The organism is Myroides sp. LJL119, assembly GCF_054871605.1.
In genome coordinates this window covers 159,857-180,331 of record NZ_JBTXLO010000005.1, presented here as the reverse complement: position 1 = coordinate 180,331, position 20,475 = coordinate 159,857, and the positions used below count along the sequence as shown (strand labels likewise).

General features: G+C 30.2%; 14 protein-coding genes. 13 read left to right on the top strand and 1 reads right to left on the bottom strand.

Translation table 11 applies throughout. From position 1 onward, the window contains the following. The first annotated feature begins 28 nt into the window (after positions 1-28). The 4 genes from ACYSNV_RS08200 (at position 29) to ACYSNV_RS08185 (ending at position 3,736) form a co-directional block, all read left to right on the top strand. On the top strand, positions 29-1,156 hold the full coding sequence (locus tag ACYSNV_RS08200) for a tyrosine-type recombinase/integrase (RefSeq protein ID WP_461762079.1): 1,128 nt from the start codon (positions 29-31) through the stop codon (positions 1,154-1,156). A 4-nt stretch (positions 1,157-1,160) separates the two neighbouring features. Further along, the gene (locus tag ACYSNV_RS08195; RefSeq protein ID WP_461762078.1) at positions 1,161-1,997 is read left to right on the top strand and encodes a hypothetical protein; all 837 of its coding nucleotides are present in this window, start codon (positions 1,161-1,163) and stop codon (positions 1,995-1,997) included. Between the two features lie 106 nt (positions 1,998-2,103). Next, on the top strand, positions 2,104-2,394 hold the full coding sequence (locus ACYSNV_RS08190) for a helix-turn-helix transcriptional regulator (protein ID WP_461762077.1): 291 nt from the start codon (positions 2,104-2,106) through the stop codon (positions 2,392-2,394). A 100-nt stretch (positions 2,395-2,494) separates the two neighbouring features. Beyond that, positions 2,495-3,736 carry a primase-helicase family protein gene (locus tag ACYSNV_RS08185; protein ID WP_461762076.1) on the top strand — a complete coding sequence of 414 codons (1,242 nt, stop codon included), beginning with the start codon at positions 2,495-2,497 and terminating at the stop codon, positions 3,734-3,736. A 590-nt stretch (positions 3,737-4,326) separates the two neighbouring features. Here ACYSNV_RS08185 and ACYSNV_RS08180 read toward each other — a convergent pair. Then, entirely contained in the window at positions 4,327-4,836 is a 510-nt protein-coding gene (locus tag ACYSNV_RS08180; RefSeq protein ID WP_461762075.1) for a hypothetical protein, read from the bottom strand. A gap of 581 nt (positions 4,837-5,417) precedes the next feature. Between ACYSNV_RS08180 and ACYSNV_RS08175 the strand changes: the two genes are divergently transcribed. The 9 genes from ACYSNV_RS08175 (at position 5,418) to ACYSNV_RS08135 (ending at position 20,145) form a co-directional block, all read left to right on the top strand. Continuing rightward, positions 5,418-6,968 (top strand): type I restriction-modification system subunit M, encoded by a 1,551-nt coding sequence (locus ACYSNV_RS08175; protein ID WP_461762074.1) that lies wholly within the window; start codon positions 5,418-5,420, stop codon positions 6,966-6,968. Between the two features lie 165 nt (positions 6,969-7,133). After that, on the top strand, positions 7,134-8,369 hold the full coding sequence (locus ACYSNV_RS08170; RefSeq protein ID WP_461762073.1) for a restriction endonuclease subunit S: 1,236 nt from the start codon (positions 7,134-7,136) through the stop codon (positions 8,367-8,369). A gap of 21 nt (positions 8,370-8,390) precedes the next feature. Then, positions 8,391-8,906, top strand: coding sequence for a hypothetical protein (locus tag ACYSNV_RS08165; protein ID WP_461762072.1), 516 nt, complete (start codon positions 8,391-8,393; stop codon positions 8,904-8,906). Continuing rightward, positions 8,906-11,758 carry a type I restriction endonuclease subunit R gene (locus ACYSNV_RS08160; RefSeq protein ID WP_461762071.1) on the top strand — a complete coding sequence of 951 codons (2,853 nt, stop codon included), beginning with the start codon at positions 8,906-8,908 and terminating at the stop codon, positions 11,756-11,758. Before ACYSNV_RS08165 ends, ACYSNV_RS08160 begins: the two co-directional genes overlap by 1 nt. Before the next feature lie 10 nt (positions 11,759-11,768). Further along, the gene (locus ACYSNV_RS08155; RefSeq protein WP_461762070.1) at positions 11,769-12,419 is read left to right on the top strand and encodes a hypothetical protein; all 651 of its coding nucleotides are present in this window, start codon (positions 11,769-11,771) and stop codon (positions 12,417-12,419) included. A gap of 372 nt (positions 12,420-12,791) precedes the next feature. After that, complete coding sequence (locus tag ACYSNV_RS08150) at positions 12,792-16,655, top strand: hypothetical protein (RefSeq protein ID WP_461762069.1); 3,864 nt, start codon at positions 12,792-12,794, stop codon at positions 16,653-16,655. Further along, positions 16,636-17,280, top strand: a complete 645-nt coding sequence (locus tag ACYSNV_RS08145) for a hypothetical protein (protein ID WP_461762068.1) — start codon at positions 16,636-16,638, stop codon at positions 17,278-17,280. Before ACYSNV_RS08150 ends, ACYSNV_RS08145 begins: the two co-directional genes overlap by 20 nt. 29 nt (positions 17,281-17,309) lie before the next feature. Continuing rightward, complete coding sequence (locus ACYSNV_RS08140; RefSeq protein ID WP_461762067.1) at positions 17,310-17,699, top strand: hypothetical protein; 390 nt, start codon at positions 17,310-17,312, stop codon at positions 17,697-17,699. Between the two features lie 400 nt (positions 17,700-18,099). Continuing rightward, positions 18,100-20,145, top strand: a complete 2,046-nt coding sequence (locus tag ACYSNV_RS08135) for a DUF262 domain-containing protein (RefSeq protein ID WP_461762066.1) — start codon at positions 18,100-18,102, stop codon at positions 20,143-20,145. Positions 20,146-20,475 lie beyond the last annotated feature (330 nt).

Sequence of the window (20,475 nt, the reverse complement as noted above, 5' to 3'; positions counted from 1 at the left end):
ACAAAGTGTCGTACAAAAGTACTACAACGTGAAAATTACTCTCAAACAAAGAAAACTACCTAGTGGTAAAATTAGTTTACTCATTGAATATTACAAAGGCTCGGAAATATCTCCAGAGGGTAAACGCCGTCATATCCGTGAATTTGAAAATCTAAAGCTTTACCTAGATCCAAATGCTAAAAGTGCTAATGAAAAGAAAGAGAATAAAGAAGCTCTAGCTTTTGCAAATAATGTTCTTGCTATGCGTGTTACCGAATTCAATCAAGGTAAGTTTAATTTAAAGAATACCTATAAGGGCAAAAGACGCTTTTTAGACTACTTTTTAGAGAAAGCCAAGGAGAAGTCAGCAAGTCCTAAAAATTATGGGAACTGGACAGCTACTTTAGTTCATTTACAAAGGTGCATTTCTACTAATACTGTTTTCGATGATATAGATGAGAATTTTGTAAAGCAAGTTCGATCTTATTTTGATACTAAGGCTAGAACCAAGAGTGAACTTCCTTTATCTTTAAATTCCAAGTACTCTTATTTTAATAAATTCAAGGCTTGTTTAAGGGCAGCTTTTGACGATGGCTATTTATCGATAAATTATGCCTCGAAAGTAAAATCATTTGAACAGGCAGAAAGCCAAAGAGAATACCTAACTTTTAGCGAATTACAAGAATTAGCCAAGACTGAGTGTAAATACGAGGTACTAAAACGCGCTTTCCTATTTTCTTGCCTAACAGGGCTTCGTTGGAGCGATATCAATGCTATGACCTGGTCCGAGGTGCGTGACGAGGATAATACAAGCCGAGTAAACTTTCGCCAAGAAAAAACCGATGGTGTTGAATACCTTTATATTTCCCCGCAAGCAAGAGAGCTTTTAGGAGAGCGAAAGGGAAATATGGACCGCGTTTTTATTGGTTTAAAGTACTCAGCTGTTTATAATAATGAGATAGTACGTTGGTGCAATCGCGCTGGAATTTCAAAGCACATTACCTTCCATAGTGCTAGGCACACTAATGCTGTACTCCTACTAGAGAACGGAGCGGATATTTATACCGTATCAAAGCGTTTAGGACATCGTGAAATCCGTACTACTGCTATCTATGCTAAGATAGTAGATGATAAAATGAAAGAAGCCTCAAATTTAATTCCTACTTTAAAATTTTAAGAATATGACGACATTTATATTAATATCAGCATTTATATTATTTAGCGCATTGGTGTTAAATTTTGGATTTTTCTTTTTCAAAAAAATATTTCCTTTTTTTCTAGGAGGTAATATGCTTTGGGATAAACAAAACGATCGTCTAAAGCTATTAATAGGTATAGCCACTGTTTATCTCTCTTTTTTCGCATTTCGTAGTATTTGGATAGCTATAAATACTTTGGAGGTTTTAAACGGTGCTCACTACATTCTGCTTTTAGTTTCTAATGTTTTGTTCTATGTAATCTACACAAAAAACAAAATGTTGTTCCAAACCTTTGCCCAGATTAAAGATTCTAATGAAAAGAAAAATCATGATATAGAAATTAAGCTAAAGATAGAGGAGACTTCTTTTGATGAAAAAATAGTAAAATACCAAGAAGGAATTTTAAAGACTATTGCTTTTATTAATGAGCAGAGAAATAAACAAATAAATCAGGAAGTAGAGAATTTAAAAGATGATATGGATAAAAGTTTAGATACTGATTTTTTTGCAAACCTAAAGCTAGAAGAATTACAGAAAATATATAGAGGTTTTCGTCAAGAGGAAATAATAGAAAAATATTTGTCTTTTGAAGAATTCACTACGGAATTAAAGAATAAAAATTTAAAAGTAAAGATGCAAGGACCTTCTCTATATTATTTTCACAAAGAACTGAAAAACCACTTTAAGATAACTCTAAAAGAATTTATAGGCTATTTTAACCGAAAAGATGGTAGTCCTTTTAAATATGTGACCGTAAAAAATGGCTCCTCTCAGCCTTATCCAGTACACAAAGAGTTATTCGAGAAAATGTTCGTATAATAAACCGTGACTTTTCAGGAAAAACCGTGACAAGTATGGAGTTAGCCTTGTATGTCATGGTTGTTTTGGCTTTAGTTTGTTGTCTTAAACATAACAAGATAAAGTAATGGAAAACCAAATGATCCTAGAAAAGTTAAATCGATTAGAGCGATTATTAGTTGATTCAACTAAACAAATATTTAATGTAGATGATTTAATCAACTACACAGGCTTCACGCGTTCATATATTTATAAATTAGTGCATAAAAACGTTATACCTTACTCTAAGCCAAATGGTAAATTTCTCTTCTTTTCTAAATCTGAAATAGATGCTTGGCTACTTCAAAACAAAAGTCAATCTGTTTCTCAGATCGAAAAACAAGCCCTGGATTACTCCTTTAAGGTTAGAAAAAAATAAAAGCGTTTGCTTTTCCAACAAAGCAAACGCTTAAGATTTTAAAAAGTGTATAATCAAATCTTTATATTGCAAATATAAGGATTATAATTAATCAATTATAATGAACTTAGATTCTGCCGAATTTATTCGAGTGGGCACAGCGTATTATGCCATAATCGAAAAACCAACTATAAATAACGCAACAGAAAAAGTTATGTTATCCTGGAATAAAGAAACAATAGTTAATGACCAGGGGAAAGAGTATATCTCTAGTATAAAGAAATACTATGGCTTCTGCTGTATTCCTGGACATATAGATTATATAAGGGAAGTGAGTGACTTTTATAACATCTACCACCCAATAGACTATATAGTGACTAAAGAACCAATAGAGAATATCAAATATTTAGAAAGTAAGATAACAAATACACTTCGTTTTATTCGACACATCTTTGGGGAGCAATATAACTTAGGGCTTGATTATTTAAAGATATTGCTACAGGAACCTACCCAAGTACTCCCAGTACTAGTTCTTGTCTCTAAAGCAAGAGAAACGGGTAAGTCTACCATGTTAAAATATCTTCGTAAGATCTTTTCTTTTAATGCAACTTATATCAATGCCGAGTCTTTTGTGAATAATTTCAATTCTGATTTGGATGGAAAGCTACTAGTTCTTGTTGATGAAGTTGTGACCGATAATCAACAAATAACAGAACGTATAAAGTTTCTAAGTACCGCCGATAGAAATAAGATTGAGAGAAAGGGGCGAGACAAAGAAGAGGTAGAATCTTTTTATAAATTTATTTTGACAAGTAATTTTGAAGATTCTTTTATGAAAATAGATAAAGAAGAGATTCGTTTTTGGGTAAGACAAATTCCAGAAATTGAAAAAGATCCTAATTTTTTAGAGTTACTATTTAGTGAGATTCCTGATTTTTTAAATTACTTATATAGCATTGAGTACTCCACTGAAAAGAAGACTCGAATGTGGTTCACGCCAGAACAAATTAGGACAGATGCCTTAGTAAGATTAATGAATTCGGGTGATAATAAAACTAAAGACGAAGTCTTAAATTTATTCCAAGAAATATTTGAATCATTGGATTTAGAGCAAATTTTTATTGCACCAAAAGATATATGTGCGATCATAAAAACTATGAATCGTAGAAGTAGTATAACTCCAAATGAAGTGAGAAAAGTTTTAAAACATCTTGGTTTTTCTCCTTCTGAGAATTCTTTCAAATACGATGGCCTTGATTATACTATTCACGGAGAATTCTACAATATTGAACGCAAAGGAAGATTTTATACCGTTGAAAAGGAGAAAATAGCCTCTTTTTTTGATGCAAATGATGCCGGTTAACATAATTAATTGATTTATATATAGTTATGCGGCATCAAACTGTGGCATCAAACTCGCATCAAACTAAATTTGATGCGAGTTTTTATTTTAGTTTGATGTTTGATGCCAGTTTGATGCTGATGTAACTTGCTTATTATTAATAAGATATATTGATTTGGCATCAAACATCAAAAGCATCAAACTTTTTGACAACGTAATTTGATCTAACTGATTTGTAAAAATGGTGAATATTTTTTTTTCTTTTCATTAGAAATTTTTTGAAAAACAGAAAAAAGAGCCGAAAAGGATATAGCAAGACGGTATCGGACAAAATCACGATACTTCTTGCCCGTTCGGGAGGTAATTGGTTGTAAATCAGTTAATTGTGAGTTTGTTAAAAATGAATTAAAACAGAAATAGTAGACAAATAAATCTAATCTATTGATTATTAGTGCATTGGCAGTAGACAATTGTAGTATTTGGCCAAAAAACGAATAAAAAAAAAGAATAGATTTTTTTTATTATCTATTTATAAAATTGATAATTTAAATTATAGTTGGGGATCAAATCTCACAAAATAAGTTGTAGTTTTTTGATTTCAGTAGGTAGTCTTAATCTAGTGAGTCAGGCAAGTATTTAAACAGATGTGAGTTTTTTATTTGAGATTTTATATCCATGTAGGATTGTTTACTGATAGAGGTATCTTGTGATAAATCTACAGTGGAAAAGCAATAGATTAGTAAATCATAAGTCAGACAAATAATATAAGGATGTGTTTTATTTTTGTGAATAAATCCAAATGCATCAGTACTAAAATCAAATTCTCTTTGGTTTTGGTTACTTGGAAAAAAACCAAACATAAGTTTTATCGATGCGAGTTGACAGAGCTCATGATTTGAAAAAAGGATTTGAAATAAATCAGACCTTTCTTCTAAATCAAAGCCAGTGATAGCTTGTTTAAGTTTTTTAAAAAGAATTAAGTTTATTTTATTATTAACATGATCTTCTATACATAAGCTAAGATCAATGGAAGTTTTTTTATTTAAACTATTTCTGAAGTTAAAGGAATCTTGATTAAATAAAAGACGATTTAATATTGTATATATACTAGTGTAATTCATAGACCTTATAAAAAAAGGCGTGAAACTAAAATCAATCGGAAACGGAGGTACTAGGATACCTTACACCACGACGACTTAGCCCACGCCAATATAAGGCGCAGGCGTAAGTCTGTCGCTTTTTGGTGTATGTAGAAGATTCCTAGTTTTCCGTTACCAAAACGACAGCTCACGCTTGTTTGTAATATTTTTCAATCACAAAGGTATGAAAAAGATCCTTGCTAAGGGAGAAGTGTTTATCTATTTAGTGGGTGAATTTTTCTTTTCAAAAGAAAAAAAAGGGAATCTAATGTGCAAATGAAAGTAAGAATTTTAAAGCAATATATACAAAACTTAATTATAGATATTAGCAGAGTTTCTAGTTTTAGATTTGAATTAGAAACTATTTGGCTTGGTAATCTTTAGTGTATTTGATATATAATACTTTAGTGAATGTAAAAAGGTGCCTTATTCTGTTTGAATGAAAATAAAAAAAAGTAGCAATATCAAAGCTTTTTACTGTTTGCTTTGTTTTCCAATGCTTTCACTTGATTTCTTTTTAACTCAATTGAACATTTCCTATATTTACCCTAAATAAGAAAACAATGTCAGAAAATAATAAAAATGTCTTAGAGCAAAAACTTTGGGATGTTGCCAATACCTTACGCGGTAGAATTAATGCAGATGAATATAGAAACTACATCCTTGGATTTATTTTCTTTAAATACCTATCCGAAAAACAACATCTTTACGCTAATTCTTTGTTAGAAGATGAGGCTGTAAAAGAATATACAGCAGTTAAGGATGCTGAAACTTTGGAAGCTATTAAAGAAGAATCGTTAGCTCAGCTTGGTTTTTACTTAGCTCCTGATCAGTTATTAGAAGCAATTATTAAAAAAGGGGCTGATACTTATATCATTGAAGAGTTAGAACAAACACTAAACTACATTGAGCAGTCTACTATGGGAACCGAATCGGAAGAAGATTTCATCGGACTATTTCAAGATATAGATTTAGCTTCTTCGAAACTTGGTAAAACTCCAGATAAACGAAACGAGGTTATTGTAGAGATTCTATCTAAACTAAATGAAATAGATTTCAAATTAGAAGATATTGAATCAGATGTTTTAGGAGATGCTTATGAATATTTAATTAAACAGTTTGCAGCAGGTGCTGGAAAATCAGCAGGGGAGTTTTATACGCCACAAGAAGTGTCCACTATTTTAGCTAAGTTAGTTACTTTAGGAAAAGATAAAATACGTTCTGTTTATGACCCTACCTGTGGGTCTGGATCTTTGTTGTTACGTGTGGCTAAAGAAACCAATGTAGCCGATTTTTATGGACAAGAACTTAATCCAACTACTTACAATTTGGCGCGAATGAACATGATTTTACACAATGTGCATTATTCTCGTTTCAACATTGAGCAAGACGATACCTTAGAAGAACCACGTCATTTAGACCAGCGCTACGAAGCTATTGTAGCCAATCCTCCTTTTTCGGCAAATTGGAAAGGAGATACTAATCCGCTTAATGCATCTGATGCTCGTTTCAACCAATTCGGAAAGTTAGCACCTAAAACCAAAGCCGATTTTGCTTTCTTACAACATATGTATTATCAGTTAGCCGATAACGGTACTGTAGCTTCAGTATTTCCGCATGGGGTGTTGTTTCGTGGCGCAGCAGAAGGGGTTATTCGTAAATATTTTATAAAAGAGCTAAATGCTATTGATGCCATTATAGGCTTACCATCCAATATTTTTTACGGCACCAGTATTCCTACTTGTATTGTGGTATTAAAAAAATGCCGAAAAGCTGATGACGATATTGTGTTTATAGATGCAAGTGGTGAAGGCAATTTTATAAAAGAGGGTACACAGAACAAATTGCGAGAGCAAGACATTCAGCGTATCGTAGATGCGTATGCCAGCCGACAAGAAATAGAAAAATATTGCCACATAGCTACTTTAACTGAAATTGCCGAGAACGATTATAATCTAAACATACCACGCTATGTAGATACATTTGAAGAAGAAGAACCTATAGACATAGACCAAGTAGCCACACGATTGAAAGCTATTAATACAGAATTAACAGAAGTAGATAAAAAGCTAACTTCATTTTGTAACGAATTAAACATACCTACACCTTTTTAATCATCTGTTACGGTGAAACTCACTTGTCAAGGTGAGCTTGTGGAAGCGGACAAGCATCTCAAGGTAATGATTTAATTAAATGTCATGCTGAGCCTGTCGAAGCAAACAACACTAGCCTTCAACAAGCTCAGACTGACAATGCGAAGTGCAAACAAAAGAAATAAAATGGAACAAGAACATACATTACATCCCAAATTACGTTTTCCTGAGTTTAAAGGAATGCTTAAAAATGTTTATTTAAAAGATATTGCTAAATTTTCAAAAGGGAAAAATATTTCAAAAGCTGACATAGTTGAAGATGGCCTCTTTGAATGTATTCGTTATGGTGAATTATATACTACATATAATGAAGTAATTAATAAAATAGTTTCTAAAACCAATTTAGATGAAACCAATTTGGTTTTCAGTGAAGCAAATGATATAATTATTCCTGCTTCTGGCGAATCAGCTTTAGATATTGCAACAGCTTCATGTGTTATTAAAGATAATATTGCTTTAGGAGGAGATTTAAATATTATCAAAACAAAAGAAAATGGTGTATTTCTTGCATATTATTTTAATAATAAAAAGAAATACGATATCGCTAAGAAGTCACAGGGTATTTCAGTTATTCATATTTATTCAGATCATCTAAAATCACTGTATTTAAATTTACCTTCTCTTCCCGAACAACAAAAGATAGCCGATTATTTATTTACGATAGATAACAAAATAAATTTATTGGAGGAAAAGAAAGAACAACTTACACTATACAAAAAAGGTCTAATGCAAAAATTGTTCTCTCAAGAGATTCGTTTTAAAGATGAGAAGGGGAATGCTTTTCTGGAGTGGAATAGTTTTCAACTAAAAGATATATTATTAGAGCATAAAGAAAAAAACAAAGGCAACAAGTACACTGAAGTAGTTTCTGTTGCTAAAGAAAAAGGTGTAATAAATCAGATTGAGCATTTAGGAAGATCTTATTCATCTGAAAATATAGAACATTATAAAGTTGTAAACCCTTACGATATTGTTTATACAAAGAGTCCAACAAGTGGTTTTCCATTTGGAATTATAAAACAAAACAAACTTAATCGTTCAGCAGTACTTTCTCCGCTTTATGCTGTTTTTAAGCCAAAGACGATTTATTTAGGAATGCTATTGCATGATTTATTTCTTTCAGAAGTAGAAACATTTAATTATTTAGTACCATTAGTTCAAAAAGGAGCTAAAAACACTATGAATATTAATAATGAAGATTTTTTAAATGGTAAAAAATATATGTTACCAACTTCTGAAAAAGAACAACAAAAAATAGCAGATTTCTTGTCGTTTATAGACGATAGTATAGATAAAGTAAACGAACAAATAAGCCAAACACAGAACTTTAAAAAAGCGATGTTGCAGCAGATGTTTGTATAGTATCAAACCAACCAAAAAATTATGAGCAAAGAATTTTTACTATACGAGTTTTGGGTATTAGCTATTCAAGGTGCTTTTCAACGCTCTAATGCTTATATAAAACAAACTTCTGAAAAAGAACGTATAGCTTTTAGAAAAGAATTGAAAATATTTATTGATACCGAATTAGTAACTCAATATCACAATCAAGTGAATGAGGAACAACATTATCAAAACATAAAGGAACTGTGCGACTATTCGAAAGATAATTATGACTATCTATTCGAAAAAGGTTCTTTAAATATAGGTGTAAGCCAGAAGTTGTTGAATTTATATTTAAAATACCAATGGTGCAGTGGTTGGATTGCCACTCCACCCCATTTTCCTGTAGATCGCATCATTCAACAAAAGCTTAAAGTCAGTCCGTTAAAACCTTGGACACAGTTTGAGGATATTAACGATTATAAAATAGTAATTGAATTTGCTAAAGAATATTTACAAGGAACTGAATATTCAACTTTAGCTGAAATGGAATTACATCTTTTTACTAGGAGATAATGAATACACAACCAGAACAACTATTAGAAAATAATTTACTCGATCAGTTAGTTGGTATAGGTTATCAACGCATTACGCTTAAAGATGAGCAGGATGTGATTGCTAACTTTAAACAACAGATTGAGAAACACAATAAAGTTACTTTAACCGATTCAGAGTTAAAGCAAATACTCATTTACATCAACAAGGGAAATACCTTTGAGCGTGCGAAAACGCTTCGCTCTCGCATTCCTTATGTAAATGAATTAGGTGAGAATAAAACCGTCCAGTTATTGGATAGTAAGCACTGGTGTAAAAACGAATTTCAGGTTGCCAATCAAATAACCATGAAGGGAAGTTATGAAAACCGATACGATGTTACAATTTTTATCAACGGTTTACCGCTAGTACAGATAGAATTAAAGCGTAGAGGGTTGGAGTTAAAAGAAGCGTTTAATCAAATTAATCGCTATCAGAAACATTCCTATGGTGCTGGTTTTGGCTTGTTTCAATTTATTCAGTTATTCGTTATTAGCAATGGAGTGAACACCAAGTACTACTGTAATGGAAGAGTAAAAGATCGCTCGTTTAAACAAACCTTTTATTGGACTGATAAAGAAAATAAGCTAATCACAAACTTATCCGAGTTTGCTGCTGATTTTATGAATCCGTGTCATTTATCAAAAATGATTACCCAATACATTGTATTGAACGAAACCCAAAAAGCCTTAATGGTATTGCGTCCGTATCAATATTATGCGGTAGAAGCAATCATTAATCAGGTAAAAACGACCAAGGATTGCGGATATATTTGGCACACAACGGGTAGTGGTAAAACGTTGACTTCTTTTAAAGCTGCTCAGATATTAACTAACCTACCTGAAGTACACAAAGTGATATTTGTGGTGGATAGAAAAGATCTTGATACCCAAACCGCTCGCGAATTTAATAGTTTTAGCAAAGGAAGTATTGACTCTACCACCGATACCAAGACATTGGTAAAACAAATGGCAGGTAGTAATAAATTAATTGTTACGACTATTCAAAAGCTGAATAATGCTATTTCTAAGGGATATTATCAAAAGGATATGAAAGCCTTAGAAAACGAACGCATTGTTTTTATTTTTGATGAATGCCACCGTTCGCAATTTGGAGAAACACACGAAAATATTAAGACCTTTTTTAAAGGTGCTCAAATGTTTGGTTTTACAGGTACTCCTATCTTTCCTAACAATGCAGGAACTAATGAATATGGTACACGTACGACCGAAACCTTATTTGGAAAACCACTACATAAATATGTAATTACAGATGCTATTCGCGATGGGAATGTATTGCGCTTTGCGATTGAATACATTCGCACGTTTAAACAGAAAGACTATATTGAAGATATTGACATCGATAAGATTGATGAAGCTGAAGTAATGAGTTCTCCCAAAAGGCAAAGAGCTATCGTTAAGCATATCATACAAAACCACGATCGTAAAACGCATAATAGAGCTTTTACGAGTTTGTTTTGTGTAAGTGATACAGATGCAGCCGTAGCTTATTATAAGTTATTTAGAGAGGCGAAAGAGCGTAGTGAACACAATTTAAAGGTGGCTACTATTTTTACCTATGCAGCTAATGAAGAACAAAAAAGAAATGCTACTTACGATTTAGACGATGAGTTAGGAATGGAGGCTGAAGATAAGGATAACTATTTTGCGAAGTTTAAACGCGAGGAGTTGGACGACTTCATTGTTGATTACAATAAAATGTTTACCACCAATTATTCGACCAAGGACTCTGCTTTATTCTATCAGTATTATAATGACATTGCAAATAGAGTGAGAAACCAGCAGATTGATATTTTGATAGTAGTCAATATGTTTTTAACGGGATTTGACAGTAAGCATTTAAATACTTTATATGTAGATAAGAATTTACGCTATCATGGTTTAATCCAAGCCTATTCACGTACCAATCGTATCTTGGATGAAGTAAAATCACATGGTAATATTGTTTGCTACCGAAATTTAAAAGAAGCTACAGATAAAGCTATTGAGCTGTTTGCTAATGCGGATGCAGCTGGAGAGATCATAGAGCCTTCTTATGAGATTCTAGATGAAAAACTAAATGAAAAATATCAAGAACTAATTAGCCTTGTTCCTACAGTAGATAGCGTAAATGAGCTACAGGATGAAGAAGAGCAAGCTGAATTTATTAAGGCGTTTAGAGACTTAATGCGTTTAGTCAATAAAATGAAGCAATATGCTGACTTTTCTTTTGACGAGTTACCAATAACAAGCCAAGAGTTTGAGGATTATAAAAGCAAGTATTTGGATTTATATGAACAAACAAAGGGAGTACACGCTAATCCTGATAAAGGGCACTCTATATTAGAGGATCTAGATTTTGAATTGGAGTTAATTCACCGAGATGAAATTAATGTAACCTATATTTTAAATCTATTAGTTCGTTTACAAGCAGCTCCAGTACAGGAAAAAGCTAGCCAAGAAAAAATGATTCAAGACTTGTTAAATTCTGATATTCAATTGAGAAGTAAGAAGGAATTGATTGAGAAGTTTATTCAAAGGAACCTTCCTTTGATTACAGAAAATGAGGATGTAATCAATACCTTTGAAGATTTTGTAGAAATAGAACGCAAAGAAGCAATTGAGCAAATCAGTAAAGCAGAAGCCTTAGACCAGGATAAATTAGAGCATGTGATTGGCGAGTATTTATTCACAAATAAAAAGCCTCTACGTGAAGAAATAGTCGGATTAATGATGAAAAAACCAAGTTTAAAAGAACGCAGCACCAAAATAGAACGTGTTACATATAAAATCTATGATTTTGTGAATACATTTATTAGCGGGTTTTCGAGATAATAAACCTCTTATGAATAGTATATTTGGAAATGATCCTAGAGAATTAGCTATCGCTGTATTTTATTATTTAGACAACATTAAAAATAAGGTCGATATAGAAAATGGTTTTGATTTAAATATTTTGATCGATGAGTTTTTAGAATGGAATTTACCTATTGATGGGAGTAATTATCAAAAACAGAAAAAAGAAGAGATTCCTAGTATAATTAATCCTGTAAGACTTTATTTTACTAGTAATGGCTATTTTGAAATAATTAGATGGGAGAATGAAGATATAATTATTAAACTAACAGAAAAAGGATTGCAAGCAAAAAGATATGGCGGTTTAGATAAATATGAACAAAAACTTAAAAATGAAGAAGAACAAGAGCAATTAAAAAGAGAGAGTTTATTAGCTTCAGTTGAGGCTAATGTTATTGCTATAGATGCAAATAATATTTCAACAAAAACTAATGAAATAGCTATTAGAGCACTTTGGATTTCAGCAATTTCTGCTCTTGTAGCTTTATCGTCACTTTTATACACTTTCTCTACTAATAATGCCAAAGAAATAGACTTTTTAAAAGATGAGATTAAATTTATCAAGAAGAAGCAAGGAGAAGAACAAAAAGAATATTTAAAGATATTAGATAGTCTTTCAAATAAGGTGAAAAATAAATAACTAAAATAAACCAATAGCAAACGTGATACTCAATGCTTTAATAGTTAATTATTTAGAACTAAATTGTAATCTCGATAAAAAAGAAATGATATAAGTATTTGGCTAAAAAACTGGATTAAAATTGACCTTAGCAAAGCTATCTGAACGCATGTTATGTCTGTGCCATCAGAATTAAAAAGGAACTAAGGTTTTATTTATAAGTATGTTTAGCAGCCAAAGAGTTTTAGATTTAGAAACTAGAGAGCAGTATGATATGGCATATTGCGTATGTTTTTACATAATATGTATAATTAAGTGCTTCAGCATTGACTTAGTAAATAAAGATTTTATAAGGCTCATAGGTCTAGTTTACCTATACAAAAATAATAAATTATGAAAATTAAGATAGTATACTCTTGGCAATCATCCACAGATTTAATATATAATAAAAATTTTATACAAGAATGTTTGGAAGAAGCTATAAAAAATTTAGAAAAAGATCCACTATTTAATGAAAACACATTAATACTTGAAGAATCTACAAGAGAAGTTTCTGGATCACCACAATTAGCTTCTAAAATTATGGATGAACGAATTCCTCAAGCAAATATTTTTGTAGCAGATTTAACTTTTGTAAATGGAAAAATTCCAGAGTATATAAACGAAATAAATAGAGTACAATATCGGAAAGATAATAAACCTACTCCAAATCCTAATGTCCTTATAGAATATGGTATTGCTTATAGTAATTTAACTGAATCTAAAATCATAGGTATTATAAATAGTGATTTTGGATCATTAAAAATTGAACCAAATTTAATGCCTTTTGATTTAAAACATTTAAGGCGTCCAATTGAGTATGAGTATAATGAAAATTCTAATAAAGAAATTGTTAAATTAAATTTAACTACTACTTTAACTGATGAGTTAAGATTATGTATTGAAAGAATATTAACTGAACAAAATACTAAGTTTTATCCGTTTAATAGATGGGAGGAATGGAATGAGTTATTTGACAGCTCCCTACCATTTGTTATTAATGAGTTTGTTTCTGGAACAATTGAAAAAATAAAGTGCTCTATAATAGCGAATAGAACTGTTAGAATATTAGGGCTATCAGGTCTAGGGAAGTCACGATTATTACTAGAAATGTTTAGACCTAAAGGGGATGCTGAAAGTAAAGCTTTTTCAGCTCAAGCTTTATATTACGATTTTCAAGATAATAGTCATCTAGATTTAAAAAAAATTGTAACGGATCTTCAAAAAAATGAGGAAAATAAGGTATTAATATTAGACAATTGTGACAAAGATACGCACACACAATTATTACGTTATTTTAGTAAATCTACTAATAAATTATCCTTAATTACAGTGGATTCTAATCCCGAAGAAATAGAGGAAAGCAAAAATCCTAAAATTGATTACCTAAAAATTACTAATCAGAATTTAGGTTCAATAGTTGATAAGATTATAGAGGAATATTTTGTTTTAGATCGTAATAAAGATTATATAAAGAAAAGAATTAAAGATTTCTCGGATAACAATCCTTTAATGGCTACATTAATTTGTGAAAATTGGAAAGAGGGAGTAGAGGAATTGGGCTTATTAGATGACAAAACACTTTTAAAAAAATTATTAGGAAGTGAAGCTAGTAATGATGAAAAAAAAGCAATATTATGTGCTAGTTCATTATTTTCAAGTTTTGGGTTCGAAGATGATTTAAGTAAACAATTAGAGTTTATTGCTACACAAAAAGATATTACATCAGTTAATAGTTTTTCTCACGAAATAATTATAAATCAATTTCGAGGGGTATGTAATTTTTATTTAAAACGAGGTATATTCGAAAAAAGGGGAAGGAAAATACAAATGAGACCAATACCATTAGCATTATATTTAGCAAGTGAATGGTTGAGTACATGTGACAGTGATAAAATATTACGTATAATAAATGATATTGCTGCGATAGAAAGTTTTGAAAATCGAAACGCTCTTATGGAGTCTTTAGCAAAACAAATGAGATTTTTTGGAACTCAAAAAAAAGCAATTGAAATCGTTGAAAACTTAACATCTAGAGGTGGGGCTTTTCATAACGCGGAAGTTTTAAATACAGAATTAGGTTCACGCCTCTTCCGCTCATTTGTTGAAGTGAATCCTAAGTCAACCTCGCAAGCTTTATGGGCTATTTATGGAGGGATGACGCAAGAAGATTTATTAAGAATAGTTGCTGGGAGAAGAAATATAATTTTGTCTCTAAGTAAGCTGTGTTTTATTGAATCTACTTTTAGTATTAGTGTTAAGACGCTTTTTATGTTTGCTTTAGCAGAAAATGAACATTGGGCAAATAATTCTGTTGGAGAGCTAAGGTCATTGTTTAAAATATTTTTACCTGGTACTCAAGCTAATTTAGCTGAACGTTTTAATATATTAGAATGGGGATATAAAAGAGTAGATAATTCTTCTAAAGGATTAGCTCTTAAATGTATAGAATCTGCTCTATCCTCATCTCATTTTAGTAGGATACTTGGAGCAGAAGAGCATGGAGTAGTCACTTTAAAAGAATATATGCCACAAACAGAAGAAGAAATTACTAATTATTGGAAAAGTATAATAAATTTAATTATAGAGCCCATACTAACAGATAACACACTTAATAATATACGTATAAAAATTATTTTAGATTCACTTTTTTCTTTCATAAGATATAAAGAAGCTGAATTTATTTTTAGTAAGCTAGAAGTGTTGTTTGAACAGGAAAAATGGAGTTGTATTGAGGGACTAGAGAGCTTAATCCACGTAAGAAAAATAAACTATGATTTTTTATATGGTGATTGTTTAGAAAGAATAGACCACTTAGTAGAACGTTTAAGTTGCGATAGCTTTACTTTTAAATTCGTGCACGGACTTAAATTATTGGAATATAAAAAAGTCAAGGATGATTTTAACTCTTCCTTTATTTCACATGAAGAAAGTAATTCTTTTTACCGAAATCTCGGGAAAGAGTTTATCGAAGAAAAAATTTCCTGGAAAGATTCTTTACCTGTAGTTCTTTCTTCGGATCCACTTTATACTAGATATTTTGGTTCGGAGATTTCAAAATTTATTAAACTAGAAGAGATTAAACCTTTTATAGATCAAACATTAACGATTTTAAATGAATTACCAAGGGATAAAAGAAATTACTCAATATTAGAAGGTTTTGCGTCTAATTTATCGTCAAGCAATAAAAAAGTATTATATAAGAGTATTGTAAGATTTCAAGATTTAGAGTATTTATATATTTATTTAATTACATCAGATAAAAAAGGTTACATATATTTTGATGAATTAATTGATTTGGTACGTGAAAACCCAGACCATATAATGACCTTAAGTAAATTTTCATACTCTAATGCATTTGTAGACTGCCCATCCGAAAGTTTAATTTCTTTTCTCAATGAATTAATAAAAATAACTAAACAGTTTATACCTTTTATTTGTCAGGTTCTTTTTTATATTTTAAAGAATGGACTTAACACTGATAACGTTATTAAAAGTTATACTAAAACAATCATTCTCAAATATGGGGATTATTTTATCCTTTCTGATTATAGAATCGGTATGTTTATGATCGATTATATAGAAAGTGAGAGATCAAATGAAATAGCTGTAAAATATAACCAGATAATTATTAGTAATATAACTCTAGAGAACGTATTCAACATTGAAAATACAGCTAAACATATTTATAAAGTATTACTTTCAACATATTTTGATGTAGTTTGGGATGAATTAGCTAATTGTTTGATAGGAATCGGTGAGGATTATTTTATTTTTTGTGCTTTTAAACAAATTTTAGGTGCAAAAAATAGGGGAATCCAAAATAGTTCTCTAGGACTTCTCTTTGAAGGAAATAATATTGATGCAATTTTTAAGTGGGCAAATAAAAATAATGAAATTGCACCAGCAAGATTAGCCGAATTAGTTCCTATTTATGATGGTCAGAATGATATTTATAATAAACTAAATCCAATTGCTGAAAGATTATTATCTGAATTTGGTGAAGATGAAACAGTACTTAGGAGCTTTAGCATCAATATGGGGAGTTTTACTTGGTCTGGGTCAGTAATTCCATTACTTGAAGGACGAAGAGAAATATTTGAGAAATTATCTAATCACGAAAAGAGTAGTGTGAAAAATTGGGCTTTAAATAATCTTAGAATAATAGAGAAAGAAATTAAAATTGAAAAGGACAGAGATGAAGAAATTTATTTATAGAACTGAAAATGGTTTTTTTATTATTTTTTTTAATAAAATAACAAAAATTCTAAATGATTTTAATTTGGTAAAGTCTTTCAAGGAGTTAATGTTTTATATATGTTGTGGTGAAGATAAAGGAAGTTTAGATTCAAATGATAGGCGACGTATTATACGCTTTGCAATAGATGTATTTGTAATTCTTAAATGGCTGTTCCTTTTAATTATAATAATATTAGATTTTGAAAATTGTTTTACAACAGTATTCATATGGTATCTTTTGTTTTATAATTTATATACTTATTTTTACTATCACATTTGGAAAGATGAAAATATGCTTGATACTATGGATTTGGAGCGTATAAAAAGTAGATTTATTAATTTAATGCTTTCAATAGCTTTTTCAAATGTGTGTTTTGCTTATTTATATAAATACCCTTACAGTTCTTCTTTTCAATGGGGGCCAAACGGAGAACTAGGTATAACTAACTCTATTTGGTATAGTTTTGCTAACTCTTTAACAGTTAGTTATGATTTAATAAAACCTTTGGATGCTACAGGATTTAACATAGCTACTTTGCAAGTTATTGTTAGTTTTGTATTTTTAACAATAATCTTAAGTAATTCAATACCTAAGATCAAGTAAAGTGGTTTGCTGTAAGTAATAATGAAAAGATGACAATTTTAAAAACTTCAAACAAAATGAGAAATAAAGGTGATATTCTAGAAGCAACAAATAGATCTAAAGAGGCAGGTTTTCACTATATAATTTTTTGGGAAGGTCATGACGAATCTAACTTTATAGGAAGTATCATAACAACCTCTAAATCTTTTGATGAAAACATACCGATGGCTGCTGATTATTTTATCAAAAATAGTTTAAGTGGAGAAGTTTATAAGATCCCCTATAAACCAAGTTTATTGGTACCATGTAAACTAGTAAAACCACAAGAGTGGGGACCTTTTTCTCTTGTTGGTAAACTCTCAGCTAAAGGCATAGAATTTGTTTCGAATAATATAGATAGTTTAGAACCAATTTATTGGCGTGAAAAAATTAATGATTAAATAATCAAAGTTGAATTTTAGAATTAAAAAGGCTGCAGTGGGATAAGTAATTTAGGTAATCCAACTTACTACTCTAGTTAAGCTTTTGATAATGATTTTTTAAAAAATAAAGATGTATTTAAGTCAATCTTTAATAACTTCGGTAAGTTGCCTAGGAAGTTACTATTTATATTTGATATAGAAGTTTTTTTACTACATCTGTATTATATTTTTATTGCTAAATTGTATACTTGTAGATCGGCGTTTACAAATGCTCTGCTAATTTATAGTACGCAAAATTCAAATAACTAAAAGATATTAAAACACAACTAAAAGAATAATAAATTAATGCTACTTAAATGTTTGATAAATTCAGACTAGAAAGTTGATTATTACTATTTGCAAAAAAAAACTTTAGAAAATGTACGAAATTAGACCTGAACCTTTAAAGACTTTTGTGGAAGATTCCAACATAAAATTACCAAGATTTCAAAGAAAGCAAACTTGGGATAGTAGAAAAAATTTTGAATTATGTATTAGTATTTTTAAAGAATATCCAGTTGGAGTAACAATATTGAATATTGAGAAAAGTGAGTCAAATACAACAAGATGGCTTTTAGACGGGAGACAAAGGAGAAATGCTCTTACACAGTTTTATAATGATCCTGAAAATGTATATGATTGGGCAAAAAAATATATCGGATTTAGTAACAATGATCAGCTACACGAATTAGAAGAAAAATTTTGGTTCAAAATTTCTGAGTATCTAGAAGATGAAGAATTAATTGAGATATCTAATGAAGATATTGATGGTTCTGTTGAAGTAGAGGACTTATTATATATAAAAAGTAATACAGATGAAGAAATGATGGATGATTATGATAAAAACTTGTCAGGATTGAATCTTCTTTTGCATATTATTAAGTTAACACATAATAAAAATAAATTTTCTAATGGTTTTACTCGTCCTTTTGATTTTTCTGAATTCGTTATATCACTACCCTATGTTGATTCAGAATCAGGAACTAGGAAGCTAAATTCTAAGAGAGTTAAAACATTCATTACAGAGTATAAAAATTTCTGTACAGATGAATCGAAAAATTATAAAGAGCAAAAAAGTTTTGTAGACTTTGTCTTTTATAGATTACAGGTGAAAGAAGAAGCAAAAACAAAGCTAAAGTTAACATTAGAAAGAAATTGGGATAGTATATTCGAAAGAATTGATATTCTTGATAAAATAGTTACTCTATATACAAATTCTAAAATTGGTCTCATTGAAGTTAAAGATTTAAAATCTACTGATTCTCAGAAGATATTTAATATTATCAATTCTAAAGGTACTACACTAACTGCCGTTGAAATATTATCTGCTAAACCAAGTTGGAATAGAATAATAAAGAATCCTACTGAAAAACAGAAAACGGCTATAACTAACCTTTATAACTCTATTGGAGTCAAAAATGATGATGTAGTTAAATGGGACTTGGCTGGTACAATTTTAGGACGTCTAGATTATGTAGATTTCTTTTTTAAAAGTTTCTCAGATAATAAAACAGACTTCGAAAAAAAATTAACTTTAGGTTTCAAACTTATCTCCGGAATAATTGAAGGAGGAGTGAAAAAAGAAGATATAGATTCATTAGGTACCAACAAAAAATTCAGTTGGGAAATTCATTATGAAGAATTGGTTACAAAACTTAATTCTGTACAGAAATTAATTATGAGCTCACCTTATTTCAAATTTTTAAAATCCTACAATTTCTCAATGATGAGTAATTTAAGTGATGCTATTTCGCTTAATTTTTTAATATTAATGTATTTGGATTGGGAGCGGAAAGAAGAACCTGTTGGTAACGAAACGGCTAGGCAATTTCAAAAAAACGCATTTATCCTATTAGATAATTTAATTTACGAATATGTAACACGTCAATGGCGGGGGTCAAGCGATGGGTTAATTGCAAGAAATATATCAAATTTCAAGAGTTTACCCGAAGTTTTGCAACCAGTAGAACTAAGTAAATGGGAGTCATTAATTTTAGAAGTTCTGGAGGAAAATAAAATATTAGGCGAAAATATTAACAAGAGTATTTTAGAACCAATTCTATATCATTACTATGCGCTACGAGAAATCCAAGGTCCAACTTCTAATTATTCTTTAGAAGTAGACCATATAATACCTAAATCGTTATTTAGGAGTTCTACATTAGAAAATAAAGATATAATACAACATAACATTTATAATCTTTGCATCTTACCAAAAGATTCAAATATTTCTAAAAGTAATAAAAGGTTGGTTGAAATCTTTGATCCATGGCTAAAAAAACAAATAACAGAATATACTTTGATTAGTGAAGAAGATTTTATGAAATTTTCAGATTTAATTAATCTAACAGAATTAAAAAAATTGCGTGGAACAGATTTATTAGAAACTTTTAGGGTAAAAAGAGAGACTATTTTAATCAACTAGAATTGTTTCTTAGATACTACATATCTTGGATCTTTTAGTATGGAAGTTCAAAAAAAACCTTGTGGTTAGATTTTGGTACAGTGTCCGTAAATTTCAGTAATCGGTTAACTAGAAGAAACTAATACTACTATAGTGACAATTAATGTTTTAAGAACAGCAATACCACATATTACTTTTGAAAATTAATATGTGGTATAGTATTATAAGTTTTAATATCACATCTGTACCTTATATAATAGGTATATTGTTGAAAATCAATCATTTTAACATATTGTATCGGAAGGTAATTTGTTTTATCCTTGAACAGCAAGTTTAATGTAATGTTGTTTT

Coding starts and splice junctions, on each gene's coding strand:
- ACYSNV_RS08140 (WP_461762067.1), top strand. CDS start 17,310: ATGACAATTTTAAAAACTTCAAACAAAATGAGAAATAAAGGTGATATT.
- ACYSNV_RS08135 (WP_461762066.1), top strand. CDS start 18,100: ATGTACGAAATTAGACCTGAACCTTTAAAGACTTTTGTGGAAGATTCC.
- ACYSNV_RS08195 (WP_461762078.1), top strand. CDS start 1,161: ATGACGACATTTATATTAATATCAGCATTTATATTATTTAGCGCATTG.
- ACYSNV_RS08145 (WP_461762068.1), top strand. CDS start 16,636: ATGAAGAAATTTATTTATAGAACTGAAAATGGTTTTTTTATTATTTTT.
- ACYSNV_RS08155 (WP_461762070.1), top strand. CDS start 11,769: ATGAATAGTATATTTGGAAATGATCCTAGAGAATTAGCTATCGCTGTA.
- ACYSNV_RS08185 (WP_461762076.1), top strand. CDS start 2,495: ATGAACTTAGATTCTGCCGAATTTATTCGAGTGGGCACAGCGTATTAT.
- ACYSNV_RS08190 (WP_461762077.1), top strand. CDS start 2,104: ATGGAAAACCAAATGATCCTAGAAAAGTTAAATCGATTAGAGCGATTA.
- ACYSNV_RS08170 (WP_461762073.1), top strand. CDS start 7,134: ATGGAACAAGAACATACATTACATCCCAAATTACGTTTTCCTGAGTTT.
- ACYSNV_RS08165 (WP_461762072.1), top strand. CDS start 8,391: ATGAGCAAAGAATTTTTACTATACGAGTTTTGGGTATTAGCTATTCAA.
- ACYSNV_RS08175 (WP_461762074.1), top strand. CDS start 5,418: ATGTCAGAAAATAATAAAAATGTCTTAGAGCAAAAACTTTGGGATGTT.
- ACYSNV_RS08160 (WP_461762071.1), top strand. CDS start 8,906: ATGAATACACAACCAGAACAACTATTAGAAAATAATTTACTCGATCAG.
- ACYSNV_RS08180 (WP_461762075.1), bottom strand. CDS start 4,836: ATGAATTACACTAGTATATATACAATATTAAATCGTCTTTTATTTAAT.
- ACYSNV_RS08150 (WP_461762069.1), top strand. CDS start 12,792: ATGAAAATTAAGATAGTATACTCTTGGCAATCATCCACAGATTTAATA.